This is a genomic window from Nonomuraea sp. NPDC050790 (assembly GCF_044456745.1).
GTDB lineage: Bacteria > Actinomycetota > Actinomycetes > Streptosporangiales > Streptosporangiaceae > Nonomuraea.
Genome location: NZ_JBITGF010000001.1, coordinates 996,117 through 1,018,639 on the forward strand (window position 1 = coordinate 996,117; position 22,523 = coordinate 1,018,639).

The 22,523-nt window shown below is 73.3% G+C and carries 20 protein-coding genes; 11 read left to right on the plus strand and 9 right to left on the minus strand.

The genetic code is table 11. The features are described 5' to 3' along the window. Positions 1-83: 83 nt before the first annotated feature. Positions 84-899, plus strand: a complete 816-nt coding sequence (locus ACIBEJ_RS04575; protein ID WP_397181198.1) for a helix-turn-helix domain-containing protein — start codon at positions 84-86, stop codon at positions 897-899. On the opposite strand, the gene ACIBEJ_RS04580 is transcribed toward ACIBEJ_RS04575, so the two are convergent. Together ACIBEJ_RS04580 and ACIBEJ_RS04585 are read right to left on the minus strand one after the other, a co-directional pair. After that, positions 815-2,227: an amidase gene (locus tag ACIBEJ_RS04580; RefSeq protein ID WP_397181199.1), complete on the minus strand. Its 1,413-nt coding sequence runs from the start codon at positions 2,225-2,227 to the stop codon at positions 815-817. The genes ACIBEJ_RS04575 and ACIBEJ_RS04580 overlap by 85 nt on opposite strands. Before the next feature lie 138 nt (positions 2,228-2,365). Next, entirely contained in the window at positions 2,366-3,934 is a 1,569-nt protein-coding gene (locus ACIBEJ_RS04585) for a helix-turn-helix domain-containing protein (protein WP_397181200.1), read from the minus strand. 131 nt (positions 3,935-4,065) lie between these two features. Between ACIBEJ_RS04585 and ACIBEJ_RS04590 the strand changes: the two genes are divergently transcribed. The 5 genes from ACIBEJ_RS04590 to ACIBEJ_RS04610 are packed head-to-tail and all read left to right on the plus strand — an operon-like array spanning position 4,066 to position 8,095. Continuing rightward, positions 4,066-4,623, plus strand: a complete 558-nt coding sequence (locus ACIBEJ_RS04590) for a nitroreductase family protein (RefSeq protein ID WP_397181201.1) — start codon at positions 4,066-4,068, stop codon at positions 4,621-4,623. Continuing rightward, entirely contained in the window at positions 4,620-4,973 is a 354-nt protein-coding gene (locus ACIBEJ_RS04595; protein WP_397181202.1) for a DUF6092 family protein, read from the plus strand. The genes ACIBEJ_RS04590 and ACIBEJ_RS04595 overlap by 4 nt, the downstream gene beginning before the upstream one ends. 5 nt (positions 4,974-4,978) lie before the next feature. Continuing rightward, positions 4,979-5,461 carry a RidA family protein gene (locus ACIBEJ_RS04600; protein ID WP_397181203.1) on the plus strand — a complete coding sequence of 161 codons (483 nt, stop codon included), beginning with the start codon at positions 4,979-4,981 and terminating at the stop codon, positions 5,459-5,461. Positions 5,462-5,480: 19 nt separating this feature from the next. After that, the gene (locus ACIBEJ_RS04605) at positions 5,481-6,554 is read left to right on the plus strand and encodes a DUF917 domain-containing protein (RefSeq protein WP_397181204.1); all 1,074 of its coding nucleotides are present in this window, start codon (positions 5,481-5,483) and stop codon (positions 6,552-6,554) included. Further along, positions 6,551-8,095 (plus strand): hydantoinase/oxoprolinase N-terminal domain-containing protein, encoded by a 1,545-nt coding sequence (locus ACIBEJ_RS04610; RefSeq protein WP_397181205.1) that lies wholly within the window; start codon positions 6,551-6,553, stop codon positions 8,093-8,095. The genes ACIBEJ_RS04605 and ACIBEJ_RS04610 overlap by 4 nt, the downstream gene beginning before the upstream one ends. Positions 8,096-8,410: 315 nt before the next feature. Here ACIBEJ_RS04610 and ACIBEJ_RS04615 read toward each other — a convergent pair whose 3' ends face one another. The 4 genes from ACIBEJ_RS04615 to ACIBEJ_RS04630 all read right to left on the minus strand — a co-directional run bounded on the left by ACIBEJ_RS04615 (position 8,411) and on the right by ACIBEJ_RS04630 (position 11,454). Then, a complete protein-coding gene (locus ACIBEJ_RS04615; protein WP_397181206.1) occupies positions 8,411-9,034 on the minus strand; it encodes a maleylpyruvate isomerase family mycothiol-dependent enzyme in 624 nt (207 codons plus the stop codon). Positions 9,035-9,105: 71 nt separating this feature from the next. Then, positions 9,106-9,414: a hypothetical protein gene (locus ACIBEJ_RS04620; RefSeq protein ID WP_397181207.1), complete on the minus strand. Its 309-nt coding sequence runs from the start codon at positions 9,412-9,414 to the stop codon at positions 9,106-9,108. A 40-nt stretch (positions 9,415-9,454) separates the two neighbouring features. Continuing rightward, on the minus strand, positions 9,455-10,012 hold the full coding sequence (locus tag ACIBEJ_RS04625; protein ID WP_397181208.1) for a hypothetical protein: 558 nt from the start codon (positions 10,010-10,012) through the stop codon (positions 9,455-9,457). 41 nt (positions 10,013-10,053) lie between these two features. Beyond that, a complete protein-coding gene (locus tag ACIBEJ_RS04630) occupies positions 10,054-11,454 on the minus strand; it encodes an FAD/NAD(P)-binding protein (protein WP_397181209.1) in 1,401 nt (466 codons plus the stop codon). Positions 11,455-11,542: 88 nt separating this feature from the next. On the opposite strand from ACIBEJ_RS04630, the gene ACIBEJ_RS04635 reads away from it, so the two are divergent. After that, positions 11,543-12,646, plus strand: a complete 1,104-nt coding sequence (locus ACIBEJ_RS04635) for a response regulator transcription factor (protein ID WP_397181210.1) — start codon at positions 11,543-11,545, stop codon at positions 12,644-12,646. Here ACIBEJ_RS04635 and ACIBEJ_RS04640 read toward each other — a convergent pair. Then, positions 12,588-13,535, minus strand: coding sequence for a helix-turn-helix transcriptional regulator (locus ACIBEJ_RS04640; RefSeq protein WP_397181211.1), 948 nt, complete (start codon positions 13,533-13,535; stop codon positions 12,588-12,590). The two genes, ACIBEJ_RS04635 and ACIBEJ_RS04640, sit on opposite strands and share 59 nt — an antisense overlap. A gap of 80 nt (positions 13,536-13,615) precedes the next feature. On the opposite strand from ACIBEJ_RS04640, the gene ACIBEJ_RS04645 reads away from it, so the two are divergent. Beyond that, complete coding sequence (locus ACIBEJ_RS04645) at positions 13,616-14,818, plus strand: winged helix DNA-binding domain-containing protein (RefSeq protein ID WP_397181212.1); 1,203 nt, start codon at positions 13,616-13,618, stop codon at positions 14,816-14,818. A gap of 540 nt (positions 14,819-15,358) precedes the next feature. Further along, positions 15,359-16,408: an AI-2E family transporter gene (locus ACIBEJ_RS04650; RefSeq protein ID WP_397181213.1), complete on the plus strand. Its 1,050-nt coding sequence runs from the start codon at positions 15,359-15,361 to the stop codon at positions 16,406-16,408. 140 nt (positions 16,409-16,548) lie between these two features. Here ACIBEJ_RS04650 and ACIBEJ_RS04655 read toward each other — a convergent pair whose 3' ends face one another. Both ACIBEJ_RS04655 and ACIBEJ_RS04660 read right to left on the minus strand, forming a co-directional pair. Beyond that, entirely contained in the window at positions 16,549-18,435 is a 1,887-nt protein-coding gene (locus tag ACIBEJ_RS04655; protein ID WP_397181214.1) for an ABC transporter ATP-binding protein, read from the minus strand. Positions 18,436-18,963: 528 nt separating this feature from the next. Beyond that, positions 18,964-21,432, minus strand: a complete 2,469-nt coding sequence (locus ACIBEJ_RS04660; protein WP_397181215.1) for an ATP-binding protein — start codon at positions 21,430-21,432, stop codon at positions 18,964-18,966. Positions 21,433-21,473: 41 nt separating this feature from the next. On the opposite strand from ACIBEJ_RS04660, the gene ACIBEJ_RS04665 reads away from it, so the two are divergent. Together ACIBEJ_RS04665 and ACIBEJ_RS04670 are read left to right on the plus strand one after the other, a co-directional pair. After that, positions 21,474-22,034 carry a MauE/DoxX family redox-associated membrane protein gene (locus ACIBEJ_RS04665; RefSeq protein ID WP_397181216.1) on the plus strand — a complete coding sequence of 187 codons (561 nt, stop codon included), beginning with the start codon at positions 21,474-21,476 and terminating at the stop codon, positions 22,032-22,034. Then, positions 22,031-22,216 carry a hypothetical protein gene (locus tag ACIBEJ_RS04670; RefSeq protein WP_397181217.1) on the plus strand — a complete coding sequence of 62 codons (186 nt, stop codon included), beginning with the start codon at positions 22,031-22,033 and terminating at the stop codon, positions 22,214-22,216. The genes ACIBEJ_RS04665 and ACIBEJ_RS04670 overlap by 4 nt, the downstream gene beginning before the upstream one ends. Positions 22,217-22,523: the final 307 nt, after the last annotated feature.

Here is a 22,523-nt window from a genome sequence, read left to right on the forward strand (position 1 = left end):
GGGGTGTCGGACCCACCTTCACCTTCCGCGCCCCCGTCCGGCATCCGCGCGCGATCGGCAAGCAGTCGCATATCCTCAAGGTCGTGCCCCTCGCCCAGGTGATCGGCCTGCGGGCCTTCCACGTGACCTCGGGACCGATGCCGCGTTCCCACATCCACCCCGAGCTGGAGTTCAACCTCGTCCTGTCCGGCAGCGCCCGCTACGCCACCGCCGCCGGCGAGGTGGACCTGCCGCGCGGCAGGCTCGCGGTCTTCTGGGGCGGCTACCCGCACCGGCTGGTGTCCGAGCGCGACGTCGACCTCCTCTGGGTGACCGTCCCGCTGAGCGCCGTCATCGGCCGGCCGATCCTCCAGGACGCCGTGGACCGCCTCCTGCGGGGCCATTTCCTGTACGGCGCCGCCCGCGAGGCCGCCCACGACCGCTTCCTCATGCGCCGCTGGGAGCAGGAGCTGCGCCTGGGCCGCAGCCCGGCCGACGAGGCCGAGATCTGCCTGCTGGAGCTGCACGCCAGGCTGGCCCGCCTCGCGAACGGCAGGCGCCCGGCCACCGCGGCCGTCGAGGCCCGCTCAGCCGAGCGCATGCTCGCCGTCATCGCCCGCGGCTACACCGGCGACCTCAGCGTCGAGGAGATCGCCGACGCCGCCGGAGCGCACCCCACCTACGCCGCCCTCGCCTTCAAGCAGGCGCTCGGCATGTCCGTCTGGCAGTACGTCACCCAGCTCCGCCTCGCCCACGCCCGCCGGCTGCTGTCGGGCACCGACTGGGGCGTGGACAGGATCGCGCACGCCAGCGGCTTCCAGACCCGCTCCAGCTTCTACCGCGCCTTCCGCCGGGCCCACGGCCAGAGCCCCGGCGAGTACCGCTCGGCGGGCGGCGGGGTCAGCAGCGAGGCGACCTGAATGAGCAGGTCCTCCCGCCCGTAGGGGGCGACGGCCTGCACGCCGATCGGCAGCCCCGCGGAGTCCCGCCCGAGCGGAAGGCTGATCGCGGGCTGGCCGGTGATGTTGTACAGGGCCGTGAACGGACCGTACTCCAGCAGCTCGCGCACCCAGCCCGCCACCGAGTACGACGGGTCGTCGTAGCGCAGGACGCCGAGCGGCACGGGCGGCCGGGCCAGTGTCGGGGTGAGGAGCAGGTCGTAACGGCCGAAGAACGCCCCCGCCATGCGGCACAGCCGCTCCTGCGCCTCGAACGCGGCCACCAGGTCCAGCGCGCGCAGCACCGCCCCCTCCTCGAACACCCGCCGCGAGACCGCCTCCAGCAGCGCCGGGTCGGGCGGGCGCGGCGCGTGCGCGAACACCCCGGTCAGGAACGCGATCTGCGGCGCCACCAGCGCCGTGACGATCTCCTCCGGGTCCGCGGGCGGCCGGTCGCGCTCGACATGGTGCCCCTGCTCCTCCAGCGTCCTGGCCGCCCGGTCGGTCGCCGCCGCCACCTCGGGGTCGGTTCCCCGTGCCGCCTCGGTGGTGACGGCCACGCGCAGCCGTACCGGATCGGCGCGCAGCTCGCTCCGGTACGGCCGCGCGGGCGCGGGCGGCGCGAACCGGGCGCCGGGCACCGTCCCGGACAGCGCGTCGAGCAGGTGGGCGGCGTCACGGACGGTCCTGGTCAGCACGAAGTCGTGGCTGAGCCCGAACATCGGCTCGCAGCCGACCCGCCCGCGCGTCGGCATCAGCCCGACCAGGCCGCAGCACGAGGCGGGGACGCGGATGGAGCCGGCGCCGTCGCTGGCGTGCGCCGCGGGCACGGCTCCCGCCGCCACGAGCGCCGCGGCGCCGCCGCTGGAGCCGCCGGCGCTGTGGGCGAGGTTCCACGGGTTGCGGGTGGGGCCGGTTCTGACCGGTTCCGTGGTGAAGGCGATGCCCAGCTCCGGCATCGTGGTCAGGCCCAGAGTGGCCAGGCCGGCGGCGCGGAAGCGGCGCATCAGGTCGCTGTCCCGGCCGGCGGGGACGCCGGGGCCGAGTGCGCGGCTGCCCAGGTGGAAGCCGATCCCCTCGGCCATGGGGCCGGCGTCCTTGATGAGGAAGGGCACGCCGGTGAACGGGGCGCCGGCGGCATGCCGCAGCGCGGTGGGGAACAGGGGGGCCGCGAGGGCGTTGAGGGACTCGTTCGCCAGGGCGAGCGCCTGCCTGGCGACGGTCTCGACCTCGTGGGCGGTGACGTGGCCGGCGCGGATGAGGGCGCTGAGGCCGACGGCGTCGTACTCCAGATATTCGTGAAATTCCATGAGATGTCCGTTCCTCGATCAGGGCATGGCTGGGGGCGACAGGGGTCGCCTGTCGTGATCGAGGTGGCTCTAGGCTCGGTACATCGCGGCCCATCATGCCCGGCCCCGTGCGGGCCGTCGAACGTTTTTTCCGCGCGCTCAGGTTCTGCGCGGGGCGGCCACCCGGCACGCCAACTGGAGCAGGAGGCGGTGGTCGGCGTTGTCGCCGTCCACGTCGAGCAGGTCGAGCAGGCGCCTGACCCGGTTGGCGACGGTGTTGCGGTGCACGCCGAGCGCCGCCGCCGCGTCGCGCGGGTTGCCGGGGTGGTCGAGGAAGGCGCGCAGCGTGCGCAGGGCCTCGTCCTTGCGCCGCGGGCCGAGCTCGTCCAGCGGGGCCAGGAGGCGGTCGACGACGACGCGCGAGCTGTTCAGGGCGTACCACTGCAGCAGCACGCGGCGGAAGCCGAGGTCGCGGAAGGCGAGCGGGCGGTCGTGGTGACCGGCGGTGCTCGCCGCCGCCCCGCCGGCGCGGGCCTCGGTCGCGGAGGTCTGCAGCCCCTCCAGCCCCTGGTAGGAGCCGCCGACGCCGCAGTACATCCGCAGGCCGGTGAACCGCTCCTTGAGCCTGGCCAGGACGGCCGAGGCGGTGCGGGCGACCGCCTTCGGCTGCGTGGCGGCCGGTTCCGAACGGTCGGTCCGCACCAGCGTGAGCGCGCTGCCCGCGTCGGCGCGCTGCCAGCCGGCGCCGTCGTTCAGCGCCGCCTGCAGCGCCAGGCGGCGGGCCTCGACGGTCAGCTCGTGGCGGGCCGCCTCGTCGCCGCCCGCGAGGCCGTCGAGGTTGTCCAGCTCGATGTGGACCACGGTGTGCCAGCCGTCGACGACGAAGCCCGCCCTGCGCGTCCTGGCCAGCAGCGCCCCGGCGTCCTCGGGCGCGCTCAGCAGCAGCTCCGCCAGCAGCGCCGCCCGCGAGGCGGCCGGTCCCTCCGAGGTACGGCGGGCCCGCTCGATCGCCTGCCCGGCCAGCGCGGCGGCCCGGTGCAGCACGAGGCGCACGACGGCGTCGGCGGCGTCACCGGCGACCGGACACCGAAGCCACGCCCATACGGTCCCCGCCACCACCACCTCCACCCCGCCCTGACCGGGATCGGCCGTCGCGAGCCGTCCGGCGGCGGTGTGAGGGGCGTTGGCGATCACGAGAGGTCGGTCGCCGGGCTCGACCGTGACTGGCAGGCCCAGTTCGTGTCCCGCCAGCGCGGCCAGTTCGGCGATCGGGTCCGGGCCCGGCTGGGCCGCTTCGAGGGCGGACAGCGCGGCTGCCGCGCGGGTGATCGTGCGCATCGGCCCGAGCGCGATCTCCTGCTCGCCCGCGATCACAAGCCGGGCCAGGTCCGTGCCCCGCTCCACCGACAGCAGCGAGACCCCGTGCCGCTCGGCCAGCCTGCTGACCGTCAGCGGCAGCGGCCGGTCGAGGGGGAGCCCGACCAGGGCGAGCGCGGCCACGCCGGCACTCGCGGCGAAGCGCACGGCGACGTCCAGCAGGTCGGGGTAGATCTCGTCGGAGGCCCGGCCGGTGCAGATCCCCACCTGGGCGCGGGCGGCGGGCGGGATCGCACGCATGTCCTCGACGAGCGTGACCCCCGCGACCTCGCGGGCGTGCCCGGCCTCGCAGAGCGCGGTGACGGCCTGGCCGATGTCGGGCCTGAGCAGGAGTTCGCGCACCACCGTCATCAGCCGCACGGTAGTCGCGGGTGTGCTAGGTGCACAAGATGATGATTTGAGATGTGCTATCGCACATATCCCTTATGTCCACCTCGGCTTAGTGTCGTGCTCAACCTTCCCGAACCCCCCAGGGAGCGCACATGATCGATGCCAAGCCGCTCGACGTCGCCGACGGCATGCGGCGGCGCCGTATGCACCGGATCTTCGAGGATCGCCCGGTGCCCGCCGAGGTCCTGGGCCGGATGGCATGGGCCGCGGCCCGCGCCCAGCAGGCCCGCTCGGGCGTGCGCCACGTGGTGGTGGCCGACGATCCCGTGCTGCTGGCCACCGCGCGGCAGGTGCTGCCGGGCTTCCTCAACAACGCCCCCGCCCTGCTCGCCCTGTGCACCGACCTCGACCAGGCCGCGACGAGCGGCGGCCCGCGCATGGTCGAACACGTCAGCCGCCTGGACTCCGGCGCCGCCTGCGCGCACCTCGCGCTGATGGCACAGACGCTGGACCTGGGCATCTGCACCGTCACGAGCTGGGCGGACGAGGCGGTACGCGCCCTGTTCGGCCTGCCCGGGCACATTCGCCCGGACGTGACGGTCGCCGTCGGCTATGTCACCAAAGAGACGGCCTCGCCCGCGGTGCGCGGGTTCACCTCGGGACTGCACCACAACGCCTTCGGCGCCGCCTTCCAGGACGGCGCGCGGTGACCGCGGCCGACGAGCGGCTGAGCCGCGCGCTCCACGAGACCGTCACGGTGCTGGTCTGCAGCGCGCCCCTCGCCTTCGACGAGACCCGGTTGCTGTCGGCGTTCCGCATGCTCGACGCGGCCGACCGCCTCATGGCGATCATGACCGACCACCTGGAGACCGCGGTCGACGGCTCGGGGGTTGCGGGGGGTTTGGGCGGCGACGGGTTCCTGGCGCGGGCGCGGGCCGACTTCGCCGACCACCGCATGCTGGCGATGACCGACCAGGCCGCCTTCACCGACTGGCTGTCGCGGTACGTGGCCGAGTTCTGCGCGCAGGCGCTGCGCCGTACCCGCGCGGAAGGGGTGTGAGCGCGATGAGCGTCGAGCAGCGCGTCAGGGAGCTCGGCCTGGTCCTGCCCGCGCCGCTCGTCCCGCCGGACGGGCTGCGGCTGCCCTTCCCGTCGGTGCGGGTGCGCGGCAATCGGGGCTATCTGTCCGGGCACGGCCCCCTGCTGCCCGACTGGACGGTGGACGGCCCCGCCGGCCGGGTCGGCGCCGAGGTGAGCGTCGAGGAGGGCTACGCCGCGGCCAGGGCGACCGGGCTGCACATGCTCACCAGCCTGCGCGAGGCGCTCGGCGACCTCGACAGGGTGACGGCCTGGCTGAGGGTGTTCGGGATGGTCAACGTGGCGCCCGGCTTCACCCGCATGCCCGCGGTCGTCAACGGCTTCTCCGACCTGGTCCACCAGTTGTGGCCGGAGGACAGGGCGATGCACGCGCGTTCGGCGGTGGGGGTGGCGGCGCTGCCGTTCGGCATTCCGGTGGAGATCGAGGCCGAAGTGGAGATCGACGGATGAACCAACAGGAGGTGGGTTCGTGAACAGCATCACGCTCGACGACGTCGAGGACCTCGCGCTCGGCGCGGTCGTCCTGGGCACCGGCGGGGGCGGTGACCCCTACATCGCGAAGATCATGCTCCGCGAGGCCATCGCCAAGCACGGCCCCATCGAGATCGTCAACGCCGCCGACCTCGACCCGGACGGCCTGCTCCTGCCGATCTGCATGGTCGGTGCGCCCACGGTGGTCGTGGAGAAGTTCCCGAACGGCAACGAGGCCGGCCGCGTGCTCAGAGCGCTGGAAAGCCACCTCGGCCGCACGGGTGTGGCCGTGTTACCGCTGGAGAACGGCGGCCTGAACTCGCTGTTCCCGCTCGTGGTCGCGGCCGAGCTGGGGCTGCCCTGCGTGGACGCCGACGCGATCAGGCGGGCCTTCCCGCAGATCGAGATGAGCCTGTTCACGCTCGCCGGGCTCTCCTCCACCCCGATGACCATGGCCGACTCGATGGGCAACTACGTCTTCTTCGACTCCGTCGACAACGCCACCGGCGAGAAGCTGGCCCGCTCGTGCGTGGCGCAGATGGGGATGCTCGCCGTGGTCAGCGCCTATGCCGTCACCGCCGGTGAATGCGCGCGCTTCGGTGCGAACGGTTCGCTCACCTACTGCCTGGAGATCGGGCGCAGGATCCGGGCGATCCAGGAGGGCAGGCCGGGGGCGTACACGGAGTTCCTGCGCTTCTGCGAGGCCGAGATCCTGTTCACCGGCAAGGTGGCCGACATCGAGCGCCGCACCACCGGCGGCTGGGCCCGCGGCACGATCACGCTGACCCATCTCGACGACCCGGCCCGTGCCATGCGCGTGGAGGTGCAGAACGAGAACCTCATCGCCTTCGAGGACGGCGAGCCCAAGGCCATGGTGCCCGACCTCATCACGCTGCTCGACACCGAGACCGGCACCGCCATGACCACCGAGGCGGTCGCCTACGGCCAGCGCCTGCACGTGATCGCGATGCCCGCGCTGCCCCAGTGGCACACGCCGGAGGGCCTGGCGCTGGCCGGGCCGCGCGCGTTCGGCTACGACCTCGACTTCGTGCCCATCGGAGGGACCCGATGACGACCATCCGCATCGGCATCGACGTCGGCGGCACCAACACCGACGTCGTCGCCATCGACCCGGCCGGTCAGGTCGTGACGTGGCACAAGACCCCGACGACCGCGGCGCTGTTCGACGGCATCGGGACCGGCCTCGCGGCCGTCCTGTCCAAGGTACGGCCAGCCGACGTCAGCCACGTGATGCTCGGCACCACCCATCCGGTCAACGCGCTCATCGCCAGGAGCAGCCTGGCCAGGGTCGGCGTCCTGCGCATCGGGGCCCCTGCCACGATGTCGATCTCGCCGCTGGCCGACTGGCCCAGGGACCTGGCCGGCCTGGTCTGCGCGTACACCGCGGTGGTGCGTGGCGGGCACGAGTTCGACGGCAGCCCGATGGGGCCGCTCGACGAGGACGCCGTGCGCGCCTTCGCCAAGGATTGCGGCGCCGTCGTGGACGCCGTCGCGCTGACCGGCGTGCACTCCCCGGCCAACCCCGAGCACGAGATCCGCGCCGGCCAGATCCTCGCCGAGGTGCTCGGCCAGAACTTCCCCGTCACCCTCGGGCACCAGATCGGCGGGCTCGGCCTGCTCGAACGCGAGAACTCCGCGACGCTCAACGCGGCGCTGCGCTTCGTCGGGGCGGAGGTGGTCAGCGGCCTCGAACAGGCGCTGTCCGCCCACGACCTGCGGGCGGAGATCTACATGACGCAGAACGACGGCACGCTGCTGAGCGCGGCGGAGGCCGCCCGCCGTCCCGTCATGACGATCGGCTCCGGGCCCACGAACTCCATGCGCGGCGCGGCCCACCTGTCCGGGCTGGGCGACGCGATCATCATGGACGTCGGCGGCACCTCCACCGACGTCGGCATGCTGGTCGGCGGCTTCCCGCGCGAGTCCGCCCTCCCGGTCGAGATCGGCGGCGTACGCACGAACTACCGCATGCCCGACCTCATCTCCGTCGGCCTGGGCGGCGGCACCGTGGTGCGTACCGGCGAACACCTGCGGGTCGGGCCCGACAGCGTCGCGCACCGCCTGACCGAACGCGCCCGCGTGTTCGGCGGGGACACCCTCACGCTCACCGACGTGTCGGTCCTGGCCGGACGGCTGGCCGCGGGCGAGCCCGGCCGCGCCGCCGACGTGCCCGGCCCGCTGGTCTCGCAGGCCCTGGCCTGGGTGGACGAGCGCATCGGCACGCTGGCCGACCGCATCAAGGTGGCCCGCTCCGACCTGCCGCTGGTCGCCGTCGGCGGCGGCGCGCACCTGATCCCGGACGAGATCCCGGGCGTCAGCGCGGTGCACAGGCACGAGTACGCCGCTGTCGCCAACGCCATCGGCGCGGCCATCGCCGAGGCGTCGGGAACCCTGGACCGAACCTTCCAGTTCTCCAACGGCGGCCGGGAGGCGTGCCTGGAGACGGCCAGGAGGGCGGCGATCGACGCCGCGGTACGCGCCGGAGCCGACCCGGCCGGGACCCGCATCACCGCCATCACCGAGATCCCCATCTCCTACCTGCCCGGTGACAGCGTCCGCGTCCAGGTCAAAGCCACCGGCCCCCTGACCTGACCCAGGTAGCACCACCTTCCCGCTGTCGCGCCGGTCAGCGCCCCCAGCCGTGCCTCCGGAACCCGCGCGGCCTGGGCGGCGCGCCCCCTCCCGGCCTGCCCAAAGGGGCGGCTCCACCGCTCCAGCGGGTCTGCCTGCCAAGCGGGGCGGACCTTCCGGGTGGCGCGACCCTCCGCGCAGCGCGGGCCCTCCGAGCAGCGCGGCCCGGCTGGGCGGTGTCCCAGCCGGGTCTTCCTGCGGATCTGCCCTGTCCGGCGGTGCCACCCTCTGGGCGTCTTGCCCGCTCTTGCCCGCTCTGGCCCGGGGTGGCTGGGGTCAGGGGGTGGTGAAGTGGGGGGCGGCCGGGCCGGACAGGTGGCCAGGGGGGAGCTTTCTGCCGGTGACGGCCAGGAGGAGGTCCTGGGCCGAGCCGGTGACGAGTTCGCCCGTCCCCGCGCTCCAGTCGAGGTCGTCGGCGGTGAAGCGGACCCCGTCGAGCCGGGCGCCGAAGAACGTGATGCTCTTGGCCGTCAGGTCCGCGGGCATCGCCAGGACGAGGCGGTCCGGCGGGACCTTCCTGCCCAGGCCCAGCGGGAGCGTGATGTCCAGGCCGTGGATCACGTCGTGGCGCAGCGCCTCCGCGAGCCCGCCGCCCGGCGGGGTCCAGGGGTGCTCGGCGTTGGCGCTCAGGGCGGCCACGAGTCGCCCGGTGTCCATGGCCGCCGCGTCGCGCCTGGCCAGGCGGTCGGCGGCCCGGTTGAAGTCGCCCCTGGCACGCAGGATGGACAGGACGACTCGTGGCATGGAGTACCTGAAGGCCATGGTCAGGTGGGCGGCGACCTCGCGTACCCGCCAGCCCGCGCACAGCGAGGGCGCCCGCCACTGCTCGGGCGTCAGCCCGGCGAGGAGCGTTGCCAGGTCACGGCGTTCCGCGGCGATGGCCGCCTGGACGTCGGTCATGGGTTCTGCCTTTCTCCGATGGGTCGCTCACGTCACATGACGCGCGAGACACCGGAGAATCGACAGGCGGTTCAGATGAGTTCGTCGTCCCCGGCCAGCAGGGGATCGCACACCGGGACGGTCTCGTAGTCCTCGCCCGTGACCGGGCGGATGTCCTGCCAGTGGACCCAGCGCACGTGGCCGCTGTGCCGTATGCCCTCGTGGGTGTTGAGCGTCTGCGGCCGCCACAGCAGATAGCCCCAGCGCTCGCCGTCGCGGTCGTCGCCCCAGGCGAGCAGGTAGCGCGCCTCGCCGCAGCCGGCCACCGGAAACATCGCCTCCGCGTACTCCACGATCGGCGGACGCCACAGATCGGGCAAACCCTTCGGTTTCAGCTCCATGCGATCATTATATAGGAACAGGTGTTCGAGTGGCGGGTGATTAAACAGAGTTCTCGGACTCTCGCCAGCGCCGGTCGATGTCGCTGGCCAGGCGGTATGTGAGGAAAAGGGCGTAACATCCGGCCAGCCAGGCGAGCAGGACGACCAGGCGTGCCGCCACCCCGGCGCCCGCCCAGCCGCCGAACACCGGCGACAGGCACCAGCACAGCGCGACGAAGCTGACACAGGGGAAGGCCACCATCGTCGGCAGCGCGAACCTCGGGATGCGCACCAGCCGGGGCTGCGCCGCGTGCCAGGACTCCCAGTGCAGCCCGCCCGGCACCTTGGGCGACAGCTCCTCGCGGATGTAGCGGCCGATCTCCTGGACGAAGCCGGAGTGCGTGACGTACCGGGCGCAGAAGAGGTACGTGGTGAACGGCAGGATCAGGGCGACCAGCGAGCTGCCGTAGGGGGAGATCGTGTACCCGAGCACCGCGCCGGAGGCGGTGACGTGAAGGTTGAACAGGCTCTGCCGGCGTAACTCGCGGGCTTCGATCTCCTGCCTGAGGGCCGTGAACTCCGCCAGCGGCCCCTCGTGGTCGTTCGAGACGGGCTCCACCACCTCATCCTAGGTCGCCCGGCGGCCCCCTGGGCTCCCGGTCACCCGCCCATGAGCGTGCGGGCGGTGGCGGCGGCTTGGGCGGCGACCGCCGGGATGCTCGACGTCACGAACGTCTCGCTCGCCGCGAGTCCGCCCAGGACGTGCACCGTGCCTTCGGTAGTCGCCGTCAGGCCGCCCTCGGGCCCTGTCGTGGCCAGGCCCTCGGCCAGCAGCGAGGCGACCAGCGACGCGGCGGCCTCGGGCACCGCGCGCGGCGGTGGGTTGACGGCGTTGATCACGATGTCGGCGCGCGTCACCCCACCGGAGTACGCGCCGCCGGCCGTCGTGATCGCGAAGCCGGGGTCCGCGTGTTCGACTGCGCGCAGCCCGCGTACCAGCGTGAGTTGCCCGCGCTCCAGCAGCCGGTCGAGCTGGAGGGCGTTGACCGGGACCATCGGCGAGGCGACGCTGACCGCCGTACGGCGATCAGTGTCGGTCAGCCGGTCGCGGTCCCGCAGCACGTTCCACACCAGCGGCCCGAGCGTGTGCGCCGCCTGCTGCACGATCCGGCGGCCCATCTCCGGCGCGTCGATCGCGGCGATCTGGCGGCGCAGCCTGAGCACCGGGTCCTCGGACGGCGTGGCCAGCAGGTCGGCGGCGAAGGCGTCGAAGTCCTCGCCCCGGTCGTCCAGTTCCGCCCGCAGCAGCCGGGCCACCTCGCCGGCCGTGCGCACCTCGCGCAGGTTGGCGGCGGTCAGGTGAACGCTCTCGTGCCGGATCGGCCGCTGCCACACGTGCGGCAGGACGCCTCCGCGCGACATCATCGCGATCGGCCCCGCATGTCCTGCCGAGGCGAGCGCGACCACCACGTCCACCGCGGTCAGCCCGCTGCCGATCACCGCGACCGCGCCGTCACGCGGCACCTTCCGCGACGTGCGCGCCAGCGGATAGGGATCGGCGACGTACCCGGGCGAGCCGGACAGTCCGAACAGGTCGGGCGGGCTCCCGCCCCCGACGCACAACACCACCCGGTCGAACACCTGCTCGTCCCCACCGGCCGTGCGCGACGCCAGCGCGGGGCCACGCTGGGCGAGCCCGGTCACCCGGTCACGGCGGACCTCCACCGGCAGCCGCGCCGCCGCCTCCTCAGCGGTCTCCCGCAGGTACTCGCCGTACAGCGCGCGCGGGATCAGCGGCACCCCGAGGCGCTCGTCCAGGTGCGCCGCCGCCCGCTCACCCAGCCAGCGCGCATAGTGCCCCTGGTCACCGTGGCGGATCGACATGATCACGGGCGGCGCGTTCACCCGCACGACGTCGAGGTCCGGCCCGTACGCCCGGCCGCTCCACAACCGCGCCGACGGCTCGAACACGGTGACGGACGCCGGTCGCGCCTCCATCAGGGAAAGGGAGTCGAGCAGGGCGACCGCGGCGGCCCCGCCTCCGACGATGGCGATTCTCATGGGGGAGATGCTGGCCGCCGTCCCGCACCCGGCCCATCCCTCATCTGGGGGGTGCGCGGGAGCGCCGGTGAGCGGGCAGGGTGGGTGCGTGGGATCTCCTTCCGGGGTACGGCGGCGCCGTACCGACATGCTGGCCGTCGCCGAACGGGCGGAACACGCCGAGGAGCTGTTCGCCGTCACCTCGGCGCGGCTACGGCGGGTCGTGACCTTCGACGCGGCGGTGTGGTCGGCGACCGACCCCGAGACCGGGCTGGTCACCGCGCCCATGCGGGTGGAGAACCTCGGCGGCGGCGAGCACTGCGCGGCCTACTGGGAGAGCGAGGTCCTGGACGAGGGCCCCTTCGCCTTCCGCGACCTGGCCCGCGCCGAGGCGGCCGTGGCCAGCCGCCGGCACCGGGGCCACCGCCCCTGGCAGGCGGGCAACGAGGAGCTGCGCGCGGTCCTGCGCGCCGGGCGGCGGACGTGGGGCGTGGTGAGCCTGTTCCGCGACAGGGGGCGGGCGCCGTTCGGGCCAGGGGAGCTGGAGTTCGTGGCGGGGCTGTCCGCGCCGCTGGCCGCGCGCCTGCGCTCCTTCGCCAGGCCCGCCGGCGTACGGCAGGCGCCCGACGCGCCAGGACCCGGGCTGGTGCTGTTCGACGGGTCGGGCAGGGCCACGTCGGTCAACGAGGAGGCCCGCCACCACCTGGCCAGGTTCCCCACGGGCCCGTCGGCGGACACCGAGCTGGGCGTGCGCCTGCCCATCTGGGTCGTCACCGCCGCCCTCCAGGCCCGCGTGCCCGGCCGGACGGCCCGCGTGCGCGTGCGCACCATCGACGGGCACTGGCTGGTGTGCCACGCTAGCGCGATGAGCGGGCCGGGCGGCGCGGCGGGTCCGACCGTGCTGGTCATCGAGCCGGCCGCCGCCTCCGACATGGCGGTCATCGTGGCCGAGGCGTACGAGCTGTCGCCCCGCGAACTGGAGATCACCCAGTTGATCGCGCTCGGCCTGACCACCGGGGAGATCGCCGGCCGGCTGTTCATCTCCCCGCACACCGTCCGCGACCACGTCAAGGCGGTCTTCGCCAAGGTCAGGGTGTCCAGCAGGGGCGAGCTGGTGGCCCGGTTGTTCGCCGAGAACTTCTGGCCGCGCCGGGTCAGGACCGACCCGACGCCTTCGCGTACCGGCGGGCAAGGCGGGCGAAGGCGTCCTTGAGCTCGGGCGGGCCGACGACCTCGATGTCGGCGTCGAACCCGCCGATCGTGGCGGCCAGGCCCGGCCACGACCACGAGCCGAGGACGAGCCGGCACCGGTCAGGGCCGAGCTCCTCCACGACGCCGTCGCGGGCATAGGGGGAGACCTCGGCGGCGGGCAGGCCGAGGATCACCTCGCCTCGGCACGGCCAGCCGCCCGAGCCGCCCCTGAACCGTGCGGCCACGAACGCGGCCACGTCCTCCATCTCGCGCGGCGTGAAACGGGGACCGGTCGGCACCCGTGGGGTGATGCGGTCGGCGCGGAACGTGCGCCAGTCGCCACGCTCGAGGTCCCAGGCGACCAGGTACCAGCGTCCGCCCCAGGTGAGCAGGTGGTGGGGCTCCACCCGGCGCGGGCCGGCGGAGCCCGCGTAGTCGAAGCGCAGCACCTCGCGGGCGTGGACGGCGGCGCCGAGCGCCGTGAGCACGCCGCTGTCTGCCCTCGGGCGCTGCCCGGCCGCGGGCGGCTCGACGGCCGTGACGCGCAGGGTGTCGATACGGCGGCGCAGGCGCGCGGGCATGACCTGCCTGACGGTGTTGAGCGCGCGGGCCGCGGCCTCCTCGATCCCGGCGCCGCTGGTGGCCGCCGCCTGGAGCGCGATGGCGAGGGCGACGGCCTGCTCGTCGTCGAACAGCAGCGGCGGCAGGTCGGAGCCCGCGTCCAGCCGGTAGCCGCCGTCGGGGCCCTTCACGGCCACGATGGGGTAGCCGAGCTCGCGCAGCCGGTCCACGTCCCTGCGCACGGTGCGCGGGCTGATCTCCAGCCGCTCGGCCAGCAGGGCTCCCGGCCAGTCACGGCGTACCTGGAGTAGGGAGAGCAGCGACAGCAGCCGCGCCGACGTCTTCAGCACGATGTCATCCTTCCCCAAGAAGAGGACACGAACTGACCGCTTCTTCTGCGATCGTGGGGGCCGGCCGCGAAAGGAACCCCGTGAAAACCACCCACCCGATCCTCGGCGCCCGCGCGCTCAACCGCGCGAGCCTCGCCCGGCAACTGCTGCTCGACCGCGCCGACGTGCCGGTCCTGGACGCGGTCGCGCACCTGTGCGGGCTGCAGGCGCAGGAGCCGCAGGAACCGTACGTGGGTCTCTGGTCGCGGCTGCGCGCCTTCAAGGCGGCCGAGCTCTCCGACCTGCTGGTACGGCGCGGCGTCGTCCGTACCCACCTCATGCGCAGGACCGTCCACCTGCTCACCGCCGAGGACGTCCTTGCCTGGCGGCCACGCCACGACGCCATGCTGCGGCAGCGGGTCCTCGGGACGTACCGGCGCGAGCTGGCCGGGGTGGACCTGGACGGGTTGGCCGCCGCCGGCCTGGCGGTCATGGCGGACGGTGAGCCGCGTTCGATGGCGGAGCTCGCGCGGGCGGTGGCCGACCGGTGGCCGGAGGCCGGGACGCGGCCTCTGGGCGAGATGCTGGTGGCCGCGCTCATCCCGATGGTGCAGATGCCGCCGCGGGGGGTGTGGCGGGCCAAGGGCGGGGTGCGCAACGCCCTGCTCTCCACCTGGCTGGGGAGCGAGGCCGCGCCGCCGTACGGCGTGGATGGGGGTGGCACGGACCGCGTCGGCGCGGACGGTGACGGCGTGAACCGGGACGGCGTGAACCGGGACGGCGCGGACGGTGACGGCGTGGATCGGGATGGTGGCGATTCGGCTGGGAAGATGCTGGTTCGTCGGTATCTGGCTGCCTACGGTCCCGCTGCCACGGCTGACATCCGCGCCTGGAGCGGCCTGGCCGGACTGCCTGCGGCGGTGGCCTCGATCCGCGACGAGCTGGTCGCCTTCCGCGACGAGCGTGGCAGGGAACTTCTGGACCTGCCCGACGCCCCGCGCCCCGGCCCCGACGTCCCCGCCCCGGTTCGGTACCTGCCCGCGTTCGACAACGCGCTGCTCGGCTACGACGACCGCACCAGGATCGTCGACGACGCACACCGGCTGCTGTCGGTGGCCGGGACCCGGGTCGTGCTCGTCGACGGCCGGGTGTCGGCGACCTGGACCGACCAGGACGGCGCGGTAACCGTCACCCCGCTGCGCGCCCTGTCCCGGGCCGAGCACGCGGAGGTGGCCGAGGAGGGGCGGGCGCTGGCGGCGTTCCTGTCCGAGGGCGCGACCGACCACGTGCTGATCTCCTCCTGAACGGTCCCCGGCCAGCGGGGACGGTAGAAGGCGGCAGGTGGGGGCAGAGGGCGGTGGTCACGTTCAGGAGCCGCCATGACCGACCGTCCCACACCCGATCCCGCCCGCCACCGCGAGCCCGCCTCGCCTTCCCCGAACGGCCCGGCCACATCGAACACCGCCCACGGATCGCCCGGCCCAGACCCGGCGACCGCCTCGCCCGATCCCAACGGCCCGCCCGGCCCGAGCACGCCCGGCCGAGACCAGGTATCAACCTCACCGGATCCCGGCGGCACGCCCGGACCGGGTGAGCAGGGCCGAGACCAGGCGCCCACCTCGCCGGGGCCCGGGGGCATGGCCGGTTCAGGCAGGCCCGGCCGAGGCCCGGCGACAGCCTCACCCGGTCCCGGCGGCACGCCCGATGCGGGCACGTCGCGCCCGGGCGCGGCCGGTTCGGGGGCGGTGGCCGGTTCGGGGGGTCCGGGTGGGGTGCCTGCCACGGGTGAGTCTGAGTGGGGTTCGGAGGGTGGGGTGCGGGGGCGGGCTGAGGTTGTGGGGGTGATGCCGTTCGGGAAGCCGGGCCGGCCGTTCGGCGGCAGCCCGTTCACCTTCGGCTTCACCGCCGCGCTCGGCGTGCTGACCGCCTGGCTGCTGGTCCAGGCGCTCTCCGCCGCCGCCTCCATGATCATCCTGATCGTCGTGTCGATGTTCCTGGCCGTCGGCCTGGACCCGGCGGTCCGGTGGTTGCAGCAGCACGGCCTGCCCCGCTGGGCCGCGATCTCGGCGGTGTTCGCCGGGGTGATCGCCTTCTTCGCCGGGTTCGGCCTCGCGATCGTGCCGGCGCTGTCGCAGCAGGCCGGCCAGTTCGTGGAACAGGTTCCCACCTACGTCGAGCACCTGCAGAACAACGCCCAGATCCGCGACCTGGACCAGCGCTTCGGCCTGCTGGAGCGCCTGCAGACCTACCTGACCAGCGGAGACCTCGGCAGGCAGGTGTTCGGCGGGCTGCTGGGCGTGGCCGGGGTGCTGGTCAGCGCGGTGTTCTCGGCGCTGACGGTGCTCATCCTGACCCTCTACCTGCTCGCCTCCTTACGAAGCATCACGCAGACCGGATACCGCCTCGTCCCGAAGAGCCGCCGCGCCCGGGTGCAACTGCTCGGCGACGAGATCCTCAGCCGGGTCGGCGGCTACGTGGCGGGCAACCTGATCATCTCGTTCATCGCGGGCGTGACCAGCTTCGTCTTCCTGTCGATCGCGGGCGTGCCGTACGCGCTGCCGCTCGCCCTCATCGTCGCGATCACCGACCTGATCCCGCTGATCGGCGCCGGAATCGGCGCGGCGGTGGCCACGCTGGTGGCGTTGTTCGTCTCGCTCCCGGTGGCGATCGCGACCCTGGTGTTCTTCATCGTCTACCAGCAGATCGAGAACTACCTGATCGCGCCGAGGGTGATGAAGAGCTCCGTCGACGTGCCCGCCGCCACCACGATCGTCGCCGCGCTCATCGGCGGCGCCCTGCTCGGCGTCGTCGGGGCGCTGCTGGCCATCCCGGTGGCCGCCGCCGTCCAGCTGATCGTGCGCGAGGTCGTCGTCCCCCGCCAGGAACGCCACTGACCGCACCCAAGCGCCCAAGCTGCCCGAGCCCGCAAGCTGCCCGAGCCCGGAAGCAGGCCCTTGCCTGGAAGCAAGGCCCGAGCCCGCAAGCCGCCCGAGCCCGGAAACGGGCTCGGGCAGCTTCCAGGCTCGTGGCCGCGTCAGTGGCCCAGTCGTGAGAACGCGGGCGGCAGGTGCTTGATCCTGATCCGGTTGGAACGCCGGATCGGCTCGAGCACGATCGTCGCCGCGTCCGGCGGCACGTGCCGCAGGTCGTGAGTGATCAGGATGGTCGTGCGCCCGGCCATCAACCTCCTCATCGGCTCCATCACCCGGGCCGCCGTGGCCGCGTCCAGGCCGGTCATCGGCTCGTCCAGGACGAGCACCGGCGCGTTGCGCAGCAGGGCGCGGGCGATCGCGATGCGCTGGAGCTGCCCGCCCGACAGCAGCCGCCCGCGCTGCCCGAGCGGAGTGTCGTACTTGTCCGGCAGCCGGTTGATGAAGTCGTGCGCGTCGGCCAGCTTGGCGGCCTGAACGACCTCCTCGAAGCTCGCCCCCGGCCTGCCGTAGGCGATGTTGTCGCCGGCGGTGCCGGAGAAGAGCAGGCTCTCCTGCTGCAGGATCGTGATCTGGTCACGCAGCGAGGCGCTGCTGATGTCGCGGATGTCCACGCCGTCCAGCAGAATCCGGCCGCTGGTCGGCGCGTAGAAGCGCAGCAGCAGCTTGGCCAGCGTCGACTTGCCCGCACCGCTCGGACCCGTGCAGACGATGGTCTGGCCGGGCTCGACGGTGAACGACAGGTCCGCCAGCGTCGGCCGGGTGCGGTTCGGATAGGTGAAGCCCACCCGCTCGAAGGTGATCCGTCCGGCCACGGGCCCGGTCAGCGGCCTGGCCGAGGGCGCGTCGGTCACGCCGGGGCTGGCCTTGAGCACCTCCATGACGCGGTCGGAGCCGGCCGCGGCCTCGGAGACGTTGAGCGCCAGTTCGCCCAGGTTCTGGACGGCGGGGTAGAGAAAGGCGAGGTACGCCGCGAACGCCAGCAGTCCGCCGATCGTCAGCCGGCCCGCCGAGATCTCCCACGCGCCGAAGCCCAGGATGACGATCATGCAGATCGTCTCCAGCACCTGTACGGCGGGGCCGTACAGCCCGGACAGCCAAGCCTGCGACATGTTGGCCCGCAGCCAGGTCTCGCCCTGCCGGTGCAGGTGGCCCGCCTCGGCCTCCTGGCGGTTGTAGGCCTGGACCAGGGTCTGGTTGGACAGGCTCTCCTCGATGACGCTGTTCATCATGCCGTTGCTCTGCCGCTCCCGCGCGGCCGCGCCGCGGAACTTGGCGGCGAACAGCTTGGAGATCAGGATGAAGCCGGGGATGAGCGCGAAGGTGATCAGCGCGAGGTCCCACCGTACGACGAACGCGGCGGTCGCGAAGACGATCACGCTGATCACCGTCGTGAACGCCTTGACCAGCCCGGACCCGACCAGGGTCTCGATGGCCTCGATGTCGTCGGTGAGCCTGGCCATGAGGTCGCCCAGGCGCCGGTTGTTGAAGAAGTCGGGGGTGAGCGTCTGCACGTGCGCGAACACCCGGTCACGCAGGTTCAGCAGGAAGCGCTCGGCGGCCAGCGCCGTGACGTAGGCCCCGCCGAACGCGGCCACGCCGGCGAGCACGGCCAGGCCGAGCCAGGTGAGCGCGGGCGTCCAGAAGGCGCCCAGGTCCTGCCTGGCCAGCACCTCGTCGGTGATGACGGCGAACAGCCCGATGGCCGCGACCTCGCACAGCGCCGCCACGATGGCGAGCACGCCGCCGAAGACGAACAGCCGGCGCACGCCGCGCGTGTCGGGCCAGAACTCGGCGAAGGTCTTGCGGATCAGGACCGCGGGCGCCAGTTCCGGCCCGTGCGACGCCGATCGCGTCCCGGGCCGGGCGGAAAGGGAGAGCCGGCGGGAAACCCGCCGGCTCTTCCCAGTGGTGGTTACCACCACCACCTCCGCCGCCCACCGCAACCGCAGCGGCGACGACGACGGCAGCGTCTGCGACCCCAGCCCCATCCGCCGCCCCATCCCCAGTCATCCCAGTGACGCGTAGGGAAACCGACAGGAGTCATGATCCCCCTCCTTTGAGCGTGCACTCACGATCGAGTGCTACCTGTGCTGACAAATAGGACGCTAGCACCCGAATAACGGCATATCGGCCTTTAGGGGAGTATTTGGGCAGGGTTTGACGCGGTGCTCCGCGGGGCGCGCTCGATAAGCGGCCGCGCGGCCCCGGGAAAACGTGAAACACGCACCGTACGGCGCGATCGCGCGGCCCGTGCCCGCCGGGCGGGAGGCCGTCCCCGCCGCGGCTTCCCGCCGATTCGCGGCGCCCACGTAAAGCGGAAATAAATGGAGAGGCCGGTGTCTAACGGGAACGGCAACCTTTCCTATGTGAGCTTTCGCCGGAGTGGGGCGCACCTGCGGGTATTCCGGTGGCGGGCCATTCGTTTAGTCGGCGGGCGAGCTGGGCAGCGACGCCGCGGGACACCGCCGCCGCGACCCCGCCGGGGCCCTGCCGGGGACCGGTGATCTTTCCTCCCTTTACCGTTGCCGCGTCCCCGCCGCCTTCAGGCCCGCGCTGGCCTCGGTCTGCCCCCAGCGGTCGCCGCTCTGCCTGCTCAGCGTCAGCGCCCTGGTGAAGTGCCTGCGGGCCATCCCGGCATCGCCCACCTCCAGCCAGACCGCGCCCAGGGCGGTGCGTACCGTGCTCTCGCTCAGCCGGTCGCCCAGCAGCCTGCTGAGCTCCAGCGCCCGCACGAGGTGGCGGCAGGCCAGCCCGGCCTCGCCCGCCTCCAGGTAGGCCAGCGCCACCCCCGTGCGCGCCTGGATCTCCCCCCACGGGTCGGCCGCGCTCTGGCTCAGCGACAGCGCCTCCATCAGGTACGGCATGGCCCGCTCCGCCCGCCCCATCCTGCGCAGGCTGTCGCCCAGCCCGCTGAGCCCGCGGTTGCCGCCCACCGGATCGCCCACCTCCCGGTACAGCATGACGGCCAGCAGGAAGTGGTCGGCGGCCACCGCGTACTCGCCCGAGCGGTGGTGGACGAAGCCGAGGTGGGTCAGCGTCTTGGCCTGCCCGACCGGGTCGCCGTTCCAGCAGTCGAGCACCAGCGCCTGGTGGTGCAGCGCGATCGCGCCCTCCCGGTCGTCCGACAGCCAGTAGGCCACGCCGAGGTTCTTGAGCGTCTCGGCCTCGCCCTCGCGGTCGCCCAGGGCCTGCACCGCGTCCAGGGCCAGCCGGTGGGTGTGGATCCAGTCCCGGGTGTCGCCGCGCAGCAGGAAGAAGTGCCACAGCGAGCGGGCGAGCTGCCAGGTCTGCACGAGCAGGCCGCCCGCGGCGGCGCACTCGACCGCGGCGATCAGGTTGGGCAGCTCGCGTTCGAGCCAGGCGACCGCCTCCCGGCGGTCGGCCAGGCGCACGGCGGGGGCGGCGGCCGGGTTCGTGCCCGAGGGCGGGTTGGGGCGCCTGCTGGGCTCGATCAGCTCGGCGGCGTGGTCGGCGACGCGCAGGTAGTGCTCGACGATGCGGCCCAGCGCCTCCTGCCGCTGCTCCTCGGGCTCCTGCTCGGTCAGCACCGCCCGCGCGTAGTCGCGGACCAGGTCGTGGAAGCGGTAGCGGTCGGCCGACGGGCGCTGCAGCAGGTGTGCCTGGATGAGCTGTTCCAGCACGGCCTCGGCGTCCTCGACCGGCTGGCCGGTCAGCGCGGCGGCGCCGGCCAGGTCCACGTCCACGCCGGGGATCAGGCCCAGCAGGCGGAACATCCGCCGGGCGGGCCCGGCCAGCTTGCCGTAGGAGGTGGCGAAGGCGGCGATGACGCTGCGGCTGCCCGCGTGCAGCTCGGCCAGGCGGCGGTGCTCCTGGCGCAGCTTGTCGTTGAGGTGGCCGGGCGTCCACGACAGGCGGTGGCGCAGCCGGGCGGTGGCGATCCTGATGGCGAGGGGGAGGTAGCCGCACAGCCGTACCGTCTCCTCGGCGTCGCCGAGGTCGGCGGGCGGCCCCGCGTCGGCGATCTTCATGAACATGGCCAGGGCGTCCTCGGCGCTCAGCTCCGCGAGCGTGATCGTGCCCGTGCCGTCCAGGTCCACCAGCCGGGCCCGGCTGGTGATCATCATGAGGGACGGCGTGGCCCCGGGTAACAGCGGGAGCACCTGCTCGGCGTCCACCGCGTTGTCCAGGACGATCAGCATGCGCCGCCTGGCCAGGGCCGAACGCCACAGCGAGGCACGCCGCCCCGGCTCGGCCGGGATGCCCTCCTCCGGCACGCCCGCCGCCCCCAGCAGCGCCTTGAGCGCGTCCGCGGCCGGCATCGGCGCGACCCCCGCGGTGTGGCCGTGCAGGTCGAGGAAGATCCGGCCGTCCGGATAGCCCTCCTTGAGCTGGTGCGCCGCGTGCAGGACGAGCGTCGTCTTGCCCACGCCCGCCATCCCGTCCACGGTCCAGACGCCGCTGGGCGTGCCGCCCGCCTTGAGCAGCGTGCCCAGCTCCTCGGCCCGCCCGGTGAAGTCGGCGATGTCGCGCGGCAGGTCGTCGTGCGGCGCCTCCTCCGCCGCACCCTCCGCAGCGCTCCCCGATGCGCCGCCCGCAGCGCTCCCCGCAGTGGCCCCCGCCCCGCTGTCGTGCCCGCGCTCCGGCCTGCCCAGCGGTACGGCCAGCGCCAGCCGCCACACCCCGCGCAGGATCTCCGCCTCCTGCCGGTCGGCCCCCAGCGCGGCGGCCAGCCGGTCGACCAGCGCCGCGTCCTGCGGCAACTGCTTGCCGGTACAGAACCGGTGCACCGTCGAATGGCTCAGCTCCAGCCTGCGGCCCAGCGCCTGATAGCTGCGACCGGACCGCTTTTTCCATGACTGCAGTAACAACGCGAATTGTTGGCGTGCCGCAGATTCCGGCATCCGTCCCCCCGTCATGACGGCCTCCGTCATTTCCCACCATGCCATCCGGCGGATGACGGCGCGGCGCGACGAACCGGGGCAAATGCGCAGCTCATCCCGCCCCGATTTCTCATCGCATCTCATTTCCCTGGTGAGACGGGCAAGACCGACGCAGTGTCGGACCCGTGAGCGTCATAACGACTTCGTGGGAATCGCTCGCGCCGCCGCTGGTGCTGGCGGCGCGGCTCGTCCTGGCCCTGTTGTTCGGCGTCGCGGGGGTGGGCAAGGTCGTCAGGCCGGGCTCGGCCGCCCGCGCGGCGGTGCAGTTCCGGGTGATGCGCAAGGAGAGCGCCGCGTTCGCCGTCGGGCTCGGCGCGGTGGAACTGCTCACCGCGGCCGCGCTGCTGGGGCCGCCGCCGCTGGCCACGGCGGGCTGCGCGATGGCCGGGCTGCTGTCGCTGAGCTTCATCGCGATCTCGGTGCCGGCGCTCGCCCGCGGCGACCGGTTCGCCTGCGGGTGCCTGTTCGGGCAGGCGCACCTGTCCTGGGTGACGCCGGTGCGCGCGGCGGCGATGGCGGCCGGCGCGCTGGCCGCGCTGGTGGTGTACCTGACCGGGGCGCCCGCCGTGAACGCGGGGGCGGTGGCGGACGCGATCGGTCTGACAGTCCTGGTGATCGGCCTGCCCGCGGCCTTCGGGACCTACCTGACCGTCCAGGCGGCACACCGCGAAAGGAGACGGGCATGACCACGATCCTCGTCTACGGGGCGCTGGTGTGGCTGACGGTGCTGACGTTGCTGCTGGCCCGCATGTTGCGGCTGATGACCGGGATCGAGGCGCTCGCGCCGGACCGTCCCGCCCCGGTCCGGGAACCGGAGCCCGAGCGCAGCGCCGTCCTCGACAGCGGAACACGAAAGGAGGTGAGCTGAAATGCGGGTCTACGAACGTCCGGAAATCACGCTGGAAGGCGGATTCACGGCCCTCACGAACGCCGGCTGCGGCTGTGTCTGGGAATGGCTTACCGACCGTCTCGACTGGTAGCGGACAACCCCTTGGAGGTGAATGACATGCGCGTTTACGAACGCCCGGAGATCACGTTCGCCGGCGACTTCCACACCCTGACCAACGGCGGCTGCGGCGGCCCCCACTGGGAGTGGATCTACCCGAACTACTGCCGTTAACCGCCCATGAGGTACGGCAGGCGGCACCCACACCGCCTGCCGTACCGCGCAGGAG